The 12,751-nt window shown below is 70.7% G+C and carries 10 protein-coding genes; 3 read left to right on the top strand and 7 right to left on the bottom strand.

The window, feature by feature from the left end; genetic code table 11:
• Positions 1-268 precede the first annotated feature (268 nt).
• Complete coding sequence (locus KVF89_RS27785; RefSeq protein ID WP_257430381.1) at positions 269-610, bottom strand: DUF2200 domain-containing protein; 342 nt, start codon at positions 608-610, stop codon at positions 269-271.
• A gap of 60 nt (positions 611-670) precedes the next feature.
• Between KVF89_RS27785 and KVF89_RS27780 the strand changes: the two genes are divergently transcribed.
• Positions 671-2,665 (top strand): MFS transporter, encoded by a 1,995-nt coding sequence (locus tag KVF89_RS27780; RefSeq protein WP_257430380.1) that lies wholly within the window; start codon positions 671-673, stop codon positions 2,663-2,665.
• Positions 2,666-2,714: 49 nt separating this feature from the next.
• Positions 2,715-4,412 carry an alkaline phosphatase D family protein gene (locus tag KVF89_RS27775; protein ID WP_257430379.1) on the top strand — a complete coding sequence of 566 codons (1,698 nt, stop codon included), beginning with the start codon at positions 2,715-2,717 and terminating at the stop codon, positions 4,410-4,412.
• Between the two features lie 298 nt (positions 4,413-4,710).
• On the opposite strand, the gene KVF89_RS27770 is transcribed toward KVF89_RS27775, so the two are convergent.
• A complete protein-coding gene (locus KVF89_RS27770) occupies positions 4,711-5,346 on the bottom strand; it encodes a TetR/AcrR family transcriptional regulator (RefSeq protein ID WP_257430378.1) in 636 nt (211 codons plus the stop codon).
• 205 nt (positions 5,347-5,551) lie between these two features.
• On the opposite strand from KVF89_RS27770, the gene KVF89_RS27765 reads away from it, so the two are divergent.
• Positions 5,552-6,541 (top strand): NAD(P)H-dependent flavin oxidoreductase, encoded by a 990-nt coding sequence (locus tag KVF89_RS27765; protein WP_257430377.1) that lies wholly within the window; start codon positions 5,552-5,554, stop codon positions 6,539-6,541.
• Here KVF89_RS27765 and KVF89_RS27760 read toward each other — a convergent pair.
• From KVF89_RS27760 to KVF89_RS27740, 5 genes are read right to left on the bottom strand one after another with little or no spacing between them, the layout of a single operon-like run.
• Positions 6,529-7,668, bottom strand: coding sequence for a CaiB/BaiF CoA transferase family protein (locus tag KVF89_RS27760; RefSeq protein WP_257430376.1), 1,140 nt, complete (start codon positions 7,666-7,668; stop codon positions 6,529-6,531). The genes KVF89_RS27765 and KVF89_RS27760 overlap by 13 nt on opposite strands.
• Positions 7,665-9,224 (bottom strand): class I adenylate-forming enzyme family protein, encoded by a 1,560-nt coding sequence (locus KVF89_RS27755; protein WP_257430375.1) that lies wholly within the window; start codon positions 9,222-9,224, stop codon positions 7,665-7,667. The genes KVF89_RS27760 and KVF89_RS27755 overlap by 4 nt, the downstream gene beginning before the upstream one ends.
• Positions 9,224-9,961, bottom strand: coding sequence for an ABC transporter ATP-binding protein (locus tag KVF89_RS27750; RefSeq protein ID WP_257430374.1), 738 nt, complete (start codon positions 9,959-9,961; stop codon positions 9,224-9,226). Before KVF89_RS27750 ends, KVF89_RS27755 begins: the two co-directional genes overlap by 1 nt.
• On the bottom strand, positions 9,954-10,739 hold the full coding sequence (locus tag KVF89_RS27745; RefSeq protein WP_257430373.1) for an ABC transporter ATP-binding protein: 786 nt from the start codon (positions 10,737-10,739) through the stop codon (positions 9,954-9,956). The genes KVF89_RS27750 and KVF89_RS27745 overlap by 8 nt, the downstream gene beginning before the upstream one ends.
• Complete coding sequence (locus KVF89_RS27740; protein WP_257430372.1) at positions 10,729-12,750, bottom strand: ABC transporter permease; 2,022 nt, start codon at positions 12,748-12,750, stop codon at positions 10,729-10,731. The genes KVF89_RS27745 and KVF89_RS27740 overlap by 11 nt, the downstream gene beginning before the upstream one ends.
• Position 12,751: the final 1 nt, after the last annotated feature.

The raw sequence follows: 12,751 nt of genomic DNA, 5'->3' as shown, positions 1-12,751 counted from the left end.
AGCCCTCCCTCATTCACGACTGTGGCCGACGCCGTGGCGATGCGGCCGGCGTCGAGGTCGACTTCGAGTTCACCACCGTGGTCCCGTTGTGGACGACCCTGAGCGTCCACCGTCGCCCTGCCACTGGTCGACGGCACCGCCGCCGACATCACCGCCACCGTCCAGCTCAAGAACGGCAAGAAGCGCACGGTCGGGGCCAGCTACCTCGCCTGCACCAGCTGAGCCTGAACCGACCGCGCGAGGCGGTGGACAGAGCCCACCCGGGGCGTCAGCCCCGGAGCACCTTGTCCATCGCCTTGCCGCGGGCGAGCTCGTCGACGAGCTTGTCGAGATAGCGGATCCGCCGCATCAGCGGATCGTCGATCTCCTCGACCCGCACCCCGCACACGACCCCGGTGATCTGGTCCGCGGCCGGGTTGAGCCGGGCCTGGTCGAAGAGCTCCTCGAACGTCGTACCGGCGTCGAGGTGGGCCTGCAGCGCCGCCGCGTCGAACCCGGTCAGCCAGGCGATCACCTGGTCGAGCTCGTCCTTCGTCCGGCCCTTCTTCTCCACCTTGGTGACGTAGTGGGGGTAGACCGATGCGAAACTGGTCGAGAAGATGCGGTGCACGGTCACCCAGCCTAGACCGGGCCCGCGGCAAGTCCAGATGAAGAAGAGGTGCCTTTCAGCGTGGTCGTCGAACCCGTCCGGCCACGCACCAGCCCCGCCCTCATCGTCGCGATGCTGTCGTGCTGCGGCATCGTGGTCTCGCTCCAGCAGACGCTGCTGCTGCCCCTGCTGCCCGACCTGCCCCGGCTCCTCGACACCTCGCCCGACAGCGCCTCGTGGCTGGTGACGGCGACGCTGCTCAGCGGAGCGGTGGCGACGCCGACCATCTCGCGACTGGCCGACATGTACGGCAAGCGGCGGATGATGGTGGTGGCGCTGGGTGTCGCGGTGGCCGGCTCCCTGCTCGGGGCGGTGAGCCAGGCGCTCCCCCTCCTCATCGGGGCCCGCGCGCTCCAGGGTGTCGGCGTCGCGCTGATCCCGGTCGCGATCGCGATCATGCGCGACGAGCTGCCGCGCGACCGGGTGCCGCTGGGCGTGGCCCTGATGAGCGCCACCCTGGCGATCGGCGCCGGCGTGGGGCTGCCCCTGTCGGGCCTGATCGTCGAGCACATGGACTGGCATGCGTCCTTCTGGCTCACCGGCATCGTCGGCGTCGTCCTGATCGCCGGCACGCTGGGCCTCCTGCCGGAGTCGCCGGTGCGCACGAGCGGCGCCTTCGACCTGCGCGGCGCCCTGCTCCTCTCGGTGGCGTTGACCGCCATCCTGCTCGCGCTCTCGAAGGGCGGCCAGTGGGGCTGGCTCGGGCCTCGCACCGTGGGCTGCGCCGCCGCCGGCGTCGCCCTGATCGCTGTCTGGATCCCCCTCGAGCTGCGCACCCCGCGCCCCCTGGTCGACGTCCGCGTCGCCGCCCGCCGCGCGGTCGTGCTGGTCAACCTCGCGTCGGTGTTCGCCGGCCTCTCCATGTTCGCCAACATGCTGGTGACGACCCTGCTCCTCCAGATGCCGGAGGAGACCGGGTACGGCCAGGGCCTCGACGTCCTCCACACCGGCCTCTGGATGGTCCCCAACGCCGCGGCCTTCGGCCTGATGGCCCCGGTGTCGGCCTGGCTGATCCGGCGCTTCGGACCGCAGGTCACGCTGGTCGCAGGCGCGCTGCTGATGGGAACCGCCTACCTCTGGCGGGTCTTCTACAGCGCCGACCTCGCCCAGATCGTGGTCGGCTCCGTGGTCGTCGGCACCGGCACCGCCATGGTGTACGGCGCCCTGCCGACCCTGATCATGCGCGCGGTGCCGGTCACCGAGACCGCCTCGGCCAACGGCCTCAACGTGCTGCTCCGCTCGCTCGGCACCTCCACGATCAGCGCCGTCACCGCCGCGGTCACCACCGCGTCCGTGATGACCGTCGGCGGCCGGGAGCTGCCGACGCTCGACTCCCTCGAGCTCATCTTCTGGATCGCCGCCGGCGCCGGGATGGCGACCGCGCTGATCGGCGTACCGATGCTGGGCATGCAGGAGTACGCCGAGGAGGCGGACCGCTCCGGCGCCGAGAACACCAGTCGCGCCCAGATCGTGCGGGGCCAGGTGCTCAGCCTCAAGGGCCATCCGATCCGGCACGCCGTGGTCACCGTGCTGACACCCGACGGCCGGGCGGTCGACTGGGGCCAGGCCGACGCCGAGGGCCGCTTCACCGCCGCGGTCCCCCACCCCGCCGACTACCTCGTCGTGACCGCCGCCGACGGCTGGCGACCCCGCTCCCGGATGATGACGCTCGACAGTGGCGCCCCGATCCCGCCGATCGTGCTGCGCGAGCGGCTCACTCTCCGCGGCACCATCCGCGACGCGGGGGATCGGCCGGTGGTCGACGCGCTGGTGGTCCTCACCCGCGGCACCGGCGAGCTGGTCGCGACCGTCCGCACCGACCACGAGGGCCGCTACGAGGTCCCCCGTCCGGCCAACGGCCGCTACGTGCTGACCGTCGCCGGATCCGACGAGGCCCTCGGCGCCCGCACCCTCACGGTGTGGGAGGAGGCGCGGGACTTCGACCTGGTGCTCGGTACACCGCTCGCGGACCTCACCGATCGATCCGATCGATCCGAGGTCGGCGGCGCGACGTAACGCAGGTCACATCTGCGTCGTTGCCCCGGGGAGTCCGCCAGGAGGCCCCGTGTCCGACCCGTCCCTTCCCGTCAGCGGCCCCCGCGGCCTGTCCCGCCGTGTCGTCATGGCGGGCGCACTCGGCGGCGGCGCCGCTCTGGCCCTCGCCTCGTGGCCCGAGGCCGTGGCCGCGTCGGCGCCCTTCGTGCACGGCGTCGCGTCCGGTGACCCCCTGCCCGGCGGCGTCGTCCTGTGGACCCGGGTCACTCCGTCCGTCGAGGCCGCCCCCGGCTCCGGCGTGGGGCCCGACGTCGTCGTCACCTGGGAGGTGGCGCTCGACCCAGGGTTCGCCCAGGTCGTCCAGCAGGGCACCGCGACCGCGTCGGCCGCGCGGGACCACACGCTGCACGTCGACGTCGGCGGCCTGGCTCCGGCGACGGCGTACTGGTACCGGTTCACGGCGCTCGGCGCGACCTCCCGCACCGGTCGCACCCGGACGGCGCCCGCCGCCGGATCCTCGGCGCCGGTCCGCTTCGGCGTCGTGTCGTGCGCCAACTACGACTGGGGCTACTTCCAGCCCTACGAGTTCCTCGCCACCCGCACCGACCTGCACGCGATCCTGCACCTCGGCGACTACGTCTACGAGTACGCCCCGGGCGGCGTGATCGCCGGCTACCCCAAGAACCCGCGCAACGCCGACCCGCTCCACGAGTGCACCACGCTGGACGACTACCGGGTGCGGCACGGCTGCTACAAGCTCGAGCAGAACCTCCAGGACCTGCACGCGGCGCACCCGATGGTGGCCGTCTGGGACGACCACGAGATCGCCAACGACACGTGGCGCGACGGCGCGGAGAACCACGACCCGGCCGCCGAGGGCGACTGGGCGACCCGCGCCACCGCCGGCCGGCGGGCGTTCCTGGAGTGGCTGCCGATCCGGCACACCGACCCCGACGACTGGCAGCGGATCAACCGCCGCCTCGTCTTCGGCAGCCAGGTCGACCTGTGGATGCTCGACGAGCGCCGCTTCCGGACCCGGCCGCCGAAGAGCGTGCTGCTCGGGTACGTCGCCCTCGGCGCCTCCTCCGGCGACCCGGACGGGTCGATGATCGGCGACGACCAGGAGCACTGGCTGGTCCAGGGCCTGGCGGCGAGCACCGCCCGGTGGAAGGTCCTCGGCAACCAGGTCCCCTTCTTCCCGCAGGTCCTGCTCCCCCAGCTCCCCGGGCAGATCACCGACCTGCTGGGGCCGAAGCTGTCCCAGCAGCTCGAGAAGCCGCTGCTCCAGCTGTACGTCGAGGACTGGAACGGCTTCCTCGCCCAGCGCCAGCGGCTGGTCGACGGCATGGCTGGGATCGACGACGTCGTGATCCTCACCGGCGACGTGCACCAGAGCTTCGCCAGCGAGATCCCCGCCCGTCCGAACCGGTATCTCCTCGACCGCAGGTCGGTCGCGGTCGAGTACGTCACGCCGGGCGTCGCCTCGCCGTCGCTGCAGACCATGGTCAACCAGGTGGCGCCAGGCGTCGGCAACCTCCTCGACGTCGTCCTCACCACCAACAATGCCCTCGCCAACCCGTGGATCCGCTGGTCCGAGGGCTTCAAGACCGGGTGCATGATCGTCGACTTCTCCAGCGCCCGGGTGCAGGCCGACTGGTACCTCGTCGACAAGGGCACCGACCCGAGCAGCCCGATCCGCCGCGTGGCCTCGCGCCAGACCAAGGCCGGCACACGGCGGATCACCGCGGCGACACAGGCCCTCACCTGACGAGCGCGACCGCCACCAGCACCTGCAGCGGAGCCGTTGGCCCGCAGCGTCGTCCTCACACCACCTGGCGTTCGGATCGACTCAAGTTGACGCCGTCGGCGTCCCCGAACTCGGGACGGACCAGCGGAGCAACCATCCGGGCAGCTCGGTGACGCGGTCGCCGTAAGCCAGCGCGAGCGACTCCTCGACCGCGATCGCCTCGTGAACCGCCAGCCGACGCAGGCGATTCTCCTCATAGAAGGCATAGCGAGTTCGCCGACGCCGGCTCGACGTAGGCCCTCGGCCGAAGGTAGGCGATTCAGCCGGCAGCGGGCGAGAGAGCCTGGACCCAGACGTCCGACAACGTCGCGACGAGACGCTCCTCGTCGAACTCCCGCCCGAGGGAGAACCAGACATAGCAGGTGTACTCGAGCATCGCCCCGAGCACCTCCGCGGTGTACTCGACGTCGATGTCAGCCCGGGTCGCCCCCGCGTCGACCAACCGCGCGATGCCGCGCTCGGTCCGGCGCACGAACGTCTCGCGCAGGTCCAGCCGCAGGTCGCGCATCTCGGGTGAGAAGGTGCCGACCTGCTCGATCAGCCCGATCATCCGGGCATAGGGCCGGTAGGCGTGCAGGAAGCGGCGTACCGAGTCGGTGATCCGGTCATGGAAGTCGGTGTCGGGCACGGGCGGCGCCATCAACAGCAGCATCGCGTCGACCACCCCGCGCGCGACGGCGGTGAAGACGGCTTCCTTGGTGTCGAAGTAGGTGTAGAACGTGCCCTGCGAGACCTTCGCCTCCCGCACGATGTCACTGACCCTGGCCTCGACGAAGCCCTTCGTCTCGAACACCCGGCGCGCAGCGCTCAACAAGGCGTCACGGCGCTGCACGCCGCGGTCGGTCAACGGCCCCTGGTCGCGTCGGGCCTGCTGGGGGTCGACGGCCTCACTCACCTGGTCCTCCTTGGTCGCACCCCGACAACTATCACCGACGCGGACGGAGCGTGCCCACCGGTGCCGGCGCCGCCGGGAATCGGGCGGCGGCCAGGCCGCCGGGCGCACCCGCACCGACCACCAGGACATGCCGCGTCGCGCTCACACCCCCACTCTCTCGCACGGAACTTGACGGCCATGTCACATGACATTTAAGTTGACAGCCATGTCAACTGAGCCGCGACTCCGCACCCGCTTCACCGAGACCTTCGGCGTCGACCACCCGATCGTGCAGGGCGGGATGCAGTGGGTCGGGACGGCGGACCTGGTCGGCGCCGTGGCCGAGGCGGGCGCGCTCGGCATGCTGACCGCGCTGACCTTCCCCGACCCGGACCTGTTGTCGGTTGAGATCGCCCGCGTGCGCGAGCACACGGACCGGCCGTTCGGCGTGAACCTCACCATCCTGCCGTCGATGAGGACCGTGAACCACGACGAGCTCCGGGCCGCGATCGTCGAGTCGGGCGTGAAGGTCGTCGAGACGGCCGGCGCGAACCCCGGTCCCTCGATGGACTACTTCAACGCCCACGGCGTCAAGGTCATCCACAAGTGCACCAGCGTGCGACATGCCCTCAAGGCCCAGGCCGTCGGGGTCGCGGCCGTCAGCATCGACGGCTTCGAGTGCGCCGGACACCCGGGTGAGGACGACGTACCCGGCCTGATTCTCATCCCCGCTGCGGCTGCGCGGCTCGACATCCCGGTGCTGGCAGCGGGCGGCATCGCCGACGCCCGTGGGCTGGTCGCCGCGCTGGCACTCGGGGCCGAGGGCGTGACCATGGGCACCCGCTTCCTCTGCACGCAGGAGGCGCCGATCCATCACCGGATCAAGGAGGCGATCGTCGCGGCCACCGAACTCGACACCGAGCTCCTGTTCCGGCCACTGGGCAACACCTCCCGCGTCCACAGCAACGCCGTGGCCCGCGAGGCCGTCGAGGTCCTCTCGGCCGGCGGCCAGTTCTCCGAGGTACAGCATCTCGTGAACGGAATCCGAGGACGAACGGTCTACGAGCTCGGCGATCCGGAGGCCGGCGTGTGGTCGGTGGGCATGGCCCAGGGTCTCATCGAGGACATTCCGAGCTGCTCCGAGCTGGTGACGCGCATGGTCTCCGAGGCGATCAGCCTGCTGGACTCGCGTCTGGCCGGGGTCTATTCGTCGTAGCCCAGCGCGGCAAGCGCGCCGTCAGTCAGGCCCCAGGACGCCAGACCCGCCCGGCGGGCGTCTCGACGCAGCCGGAGCGGCCCGGCGGGGGTTCGGGCGAACCGAGGCGTCGGAGCCGGCTGGGACACTCCCTCGACGGTCTCCGCGGCACTCCGGTCAGCGGCGAACGGCGAGACGAGCCCCTCGACCGGCGAGTAGACCGGCTGGACGCACGCGTCGGTGAGGGAGAAGGTCTCGGTCCACTCGGCGCGGGTCCTCGCGGCGAAGGCGGCGGCGAAGATCCGCTCCAGCTCGGGCCAACCTGACCGATCCTGCTGTGCGGGCAGCTGCTCGATGTCGAGCCCCAGACCCGACACCAGCTGTGCGTAGAACTCCGGCTCGAGCGAGCCCACCGACATGTGCGCTCCGTCGGACGTCGCATAGCACCGGTAGAACGGCGCGCCGCCATCCAGCAGGTTCTCTCCTCGTCCGGCGTCCCATGCACCCTCGGCGTGCATCGAGTGCAAGTGGGTGGTGAAGAGGCGGGCCCCGTCGACCATGGCCGCGTCGACGACCTGTCCGCGGCCGGACCGCGACCGCTCGACGAGCGCCGCCAGCACGCCGAAGGCGAGCAGCAGCCCACCGCCCCCGAAGTCCCCCAGCAGGTTGACCGGGGCGACCGGCGGCCGGTCCGCAGGCCCGATCGCGCCCAGCGCGCCGGACATCGCCACGTAGTTGATGTCGTGACCGGCGACGCGGGCGAGCGCCCCGGACTGGCCCCAGCCCGTCATCCGGCCGTACACGAGTCTCGGGTTGGAGGCGAGCAGGTCGTCCGGGCCGAGGCCGAGGCGCTCCATCACGCCAGGGCGGAAGCCCTCGATGAGGACATCGGCCCGGTCGACCAGCGCATGGACCGCGTCCCGATGGGCCGGATCCTTGAGGTCCGCCCGGACCACGTCGCGGCCACGGCCCAGGAGATCGGGATCGGGAACCGTGGGGCTCCGTCGATCGATCCGGATCACCTCGGCGCCGTGGTCGGCCAGCATCATCGCCGCGAAGGGCCCCGGGGCGAGTCCGGCGAACTCAACGACACGGACGCCGGCCAATGCTCCCTTCGGCGTGCGGATCTCCCGAGGATCGGCACTCACCGGTGCCGTCCCGCGACCATCTCGTCGCGCAGGGTCCGCTTGAGGATCTTGCCGCTGGCATTGAGCGGCATCTCGGGTACGACGACCACCTCCGCGGGCACCTTGTACGCCGCAAGATGCTCACGGCAGTGAGCCCTCAGCGCCTCGGTGTCGACGCCGGCGCCGTCGTGCAGCGTGACGAACGCGACCACGACCTCGCCCCAGTAGTCGTCGGGACGACCGACGACCGCAACGTTCGAGACGCCGACGTACTCGGCGATCACCGTCTCGATCTCGATCGGGTAGATGTTCTCGCCGCCACGGATGATCATGTCCTTGCTGCGGCCGGCGAGGTAGAAGAACCCCTCGGCATCCTGTCGCGCCAGGTCGCCGGCTCGGAACCAGCCGTCGCGCAGGGTGTGCGCCGTCTGCTCCGGCATCTCGAGATATCCCGACATCACGGCGTCGCTGCGGCTGATGATCTCGCCGACCTCCCCGACGTTGACGTCGTTGTCGTCCGCGTCGACGATCCGTACGTCGACAGCTCCGACCGGCCGCCCGACCGATCCGAGGAGATGGGGCTCGCCCGCCGCGGCGCGCAGATGGTCCGCCGAGGTCAGCACGGTCTGTAGCCCGCCCTCCGTCGACGCCCCGAACGCCTGGATGAAACGACACCCGAAGACGTCCATGGCCTCGCGCAGCATCGCCGGCGGCATGGGCGCCGCGCCGTAGATGATCGAACGGAACCGGGAGAAGTCGACGTCGGCCACCCCCGGCTCGTCGAGCACCCTCCGGATCATGGTCGGAACGAGGAAGCACCCGGTCAGTCCTGCGCCCATCCAGGAGAGCGTGGTGGCCGCGTTGAACTGAGGCAACACGAGCGTCGTGTACCCCCGCTTGACGTGGCCCAACGTGATCGCCTGGCCCGAGATGTGGAACGCCGGGGACGCGGTGTAGCGGAACTCTCCCGGGAGGTACTCGTACTCGACCTCCTGGATACCGATCAGCGACTTGAGCATGCCGTGGGACTGCATGACCGCCTTGGGCAGACCGGTCGTGCCGCTCGTGAACGCCAGACCGACGATGTCGGTGTCGTCGACCCGGACCTCGGGCTCGGCGTCGGCGCCCTCGGCGAGCAGCGCGTCGTACGTCAGCTCGGCGTCGCCGTCGAAGGCCACGAGGTGGTCGACCGAGCCGACGTCGGGCAGCACGGCGTGCGCGGTGTCCAGATAGCGCCCGCCGACGAACAGCATCGAGGGCTCCGCCCGTCGGAGCAGGGTGCGGACCTCCGCGTCGGTCAGCCGGTTGTTGAGCGGCACATAGGTCGCGCCGAGCTTCAGCGTCGCGAGGATGACCTCGTAGAAGGCGACGCAGTCGACGGCGAGGATCGCGATCCGGCTGCCCTTGCGGACACCCCGGGACGTCAGCGCGTCGGCCAGCCGGTTGACCCGGCTGTTGACCTCTCGATAGCTGAACGCAGCTCCTCCGGCCTCGACGAAGCACGGCCGGTCGGGGAACCGACGCGCGTTGATCCGCAGGTAGTCGCCCATCGCGATCATCGGGGCATAGGCGCGCATCAGCTCATCGCCTCGGCACCTCGGTCGGCGAACTCGTCGGATCCGAAGTACGCCGCCTCCAGCTGGCTGCGGTCCTTGAGCAGGTCGGCAGCCGCCCCGGCCAGAACCACCCTGCCGTGGTTGAGAACCAGTGCGCGGTCGGAGACCGCGAGTGCGAGCTCGACGTGCTGCTCGACCAGGACGACTCCGATCCCCTCCTCCTTCGCCAGGTCACGGATGGCAGGCAGCATGTCCTGGACGATCTTCGGTGCCAGGCCCAACGACATCTCGTCCACCAGCAGGAGCCGAGGCTCACTCAGGAGCGCGGCCGCGATCGCGAGCATCTGCTGCTCACCGCCGGAGAGCAGGCCGGCCTTCCGGCTGTCGAGCCCGGCGAGAGCGGGGAACCGCTCCCTGATGGCCGACTCCCGCTCCGGGGACGGCCGCCGTCGGGCGAGGCGCAGGTGGTCGCGCACGGTGAGCCCGAAGAACAGCCCGCGGTCGTCGGGAACCAGGACCATGCCGCGCCGCGCCAGGTGGTGCGGCTTGCCGAGCGGCGCACCCAGCGCCTCGACCGTGCCGCTCGTCAGCGGGACAAGCCCGACCATCGCGAGCAGGCTGGTGGTCTTGCCGGCACCGTTGGGGCCGAGGAGGGACACGACCTCACCGGGCCCGACCTCGAGGTCGAGGTCACGGATGGCGGGCACCCGGTTGTAGCCGGCGGTCAGGCCGTCGATCTTGAGCAGCGAGTCAGGCATCGGCGTTCTCCATCGGGACTCCGAGATAGGCGGCGACCACGGCCTGGTCGGTCCGGGCCTCGTCCGGCGTACCGCTGAAGATCAGCTTGCCGAACTCGAGCACGAAGACCCGGTCGCAGACGCCGAGCACGAGCGACATGTCGTGGTCGATGAGCAGGGCGCCGGCGCCCTGCTCCCGGACGATGGTGCGCAGGCGGGTCGCGAACTCGAGGCTCTCCGCACTGTCGAGGCCGGCGGCCGGCTCGTCGAGCAGCAACAGCTTGCAGGTGCCGACCAGGGCCCGCGCGACACCCACCAGCTTCTGCTGGCCGAGCGACAGGTCGCGGGCGAGGCGGTCCGCCTCGTCCCCCAGCCCGACGAGCGACAGCGCCCGGTCCACGGATCCGTCGCTGCGGCGACGCGGCCAGAAGATGTCGCGGAACAGCGTCCCGACCCCGCCCGGGCGGGTGGCCACGGCGACGTTCTCGCGCACCGTCAGGTTGCCGAACAGCTCCCCCGACTGCCAGGTGCGCGACAGTCCGCGCCTGCGGCGCTCGTGCGGGCGCAGCGCGTCGATCCGCTCACCGTCGAGGGTGACGCTGCCCTCCGACCTGGTGAAGCCGGTGACCGCGTCGACGAAGGTCGTCTTGCCGGCGCCGTTGGGGCCGATCAGACCGACGATCTCGCCCGGTCGCACGTCCAGGTCGACGTCGGCGTTCGCGGTCACCCCGCCGTAGCGGACCGTGAGCCGTTCGGCCCGAAGGCCGCCGTGGGCTCCCATGGGGGCGTCAGTGGACATCGGAGACCTCCCGAAGGTCGATCGGGGCATCGTCAGCGGCGGCACCGGCGGACTCCCTGGCGGCCGGTGAACGGCCGCCGCCGATCCTGCGGCGCACCCAGTCGATCTGTGAGCGCGTCGCGCCGGCGATGCCGACGGGGTTGAGGATGGCGGTCAGGATGAGGGCGAGACCCGAGACCAGCGCGTAGTAGTCGCCCATCTCGAACAGGTCGTGGAAGAGCACGTAGATGATCCCGAGCGGCCCGATGACGCCTGCGACCGCCGCGCCGCCCCAGGACGTGATGCCACCGAGGTAGGTGACAGCGAGGATCTGCAGACCCACGAAGACGGAGAACGACTCTGCCGACAACTGGCCCGCGCTGTAGCCGATCAAGCAGCCCGCGAGTCCGGCGATGAAGGCCGAGACCCCGAATCCGATCAGCTTCGTCTGCCGCACGTCGATCCCTACGGAGGCGGCGGCTCGCTCGTTCGCCCGCACCGCGAGGAACGCGCGACCGGTGTCACCCGACGCGAGGCGGACGAACGCCACGATCACCAGCGTGACGACGACGAGGACCATCAGGGAGAACGACAGGCGGCTCAGCGTCGCCCCTTCCCGGACGGCGAGGTTCATGCCGAACAGATGCGGGTCGGCGATCGGGTTGCCGGACGGCGGCGTCAGGCTGTAGTTGTTGAAGACGAACCGCTCGATCGCCAGCGACGCGGCGATGGTGACGATGGCCAGTTGGGCCCCGCGGATCCGGAACGCCGGCAGCGCCACGATCATGCCGAGGAGCGCCGCGACGACGGAGCAGAGCAGGACCGCCAGCAGGAACGGCATGTCCCAGTCGGTGGTGACCTTCGACAGCGTGAAGCCCGCCGCACCCGCGAATGCCGTCTGGGCCAGCGAGATCTGTCCGAGGTAGCCGGTGATCACCACATAGGAGAGGGCGACCAGGGTGAGGATGATCGAGTACGTCAGGCCGAAACGGTACGCGTCGCGGGTCACCACCAACAGCACGACGGTGACCGCGAGCACGACCGTGCCCGCGACCGGCCTGAGCCGCGGGATGTGCACGTCCGGCAGCGGGATCGTCTGCAGCGACCCACGCGAGGGCAGGCGGCTGCCGAAGGCGAACAGGATCACGACGACGACGAGGAAGGGAACGACCTGCTCGATGCCCGACTGCGCCCAGGTCGGCCACCACGGCTTGAGGACGAGCAGGTTGATCACCGACTGGAAGGCGCCGAGCGCCAGGGAGGCGACGAAGACGGTGCCGATCGACTCCATGCGGGCGACGAGGAGGACCGCCAGCGCGGGAACCACCAGCAAGGTGTAGTTGCTGGGATTGAGGCCGGTCAGGCTGCTGGCCAGGATCACGCCGACGGTGCCGACGACATTGGCCATCACCAGCGCCAGCGCGGCGAGACGGTCCGGCGAGAAGCCACGCAGGGTCGCGCCCCGCTCGTTCTCGGCCGCGGCACGGGTGGCCACGCCGGCACGGGTGAAGCGGAAGTAGGCCCAGACCAGCACCGAGAGGACGAGCATGACGCCGACCATCTTCAGCTCCCGCGACGACACGGTGACGCCGAACAGGTCGATGCTTCCCGGCTCGATGATCGACTCGACCGAGATGTTGTTGGGACCGAACCGGATCACGACCAGCGCCTGGAGACTGAGCATCAACGCCACGGACACGACCACCTGAGCCAGCGCGGGCGCGTGGCGGACCGGACGGAACACCAGGTAGTGCGCGAGCAGACCCAGCGCGACGGCGGTCAGGAGTGCGACCACCAGCGACACGGCCACGCTCGTCGGGCCGGCGCCGAGCTGGATCCGGCCGACCGGCAGCACCAGGCTGCCGTCGAGCCGGAGCTGCGCGAAGACGTAGGCACCCCACATGGCCATGGCGCCCTGCGCGAAGTTGATGATGCCCGTGGCTCGATAGACCAGGACGAGGCCGTTGCCGAGTGCGACATAGACGGCACCCAGGCCCAGGCCGAGGATGACGAACTGCAGATAGGTGTCCACG

This window comes from Nocardioides carbamazepini (assembly GCF_024614185.1).
GTDB classification, from domain to species: Bacteria; Actinomycetota; Actinomycetes; order Propionibacteriales; family Nocardioidaceae; genus Nocardioides; species Nocardioides carbamazepini.
The sequence above is the reverse complement of the archived record's forward strand: the minus strand, read 5'-3'. Positions and strand labels throughout refer to the sequence as shown.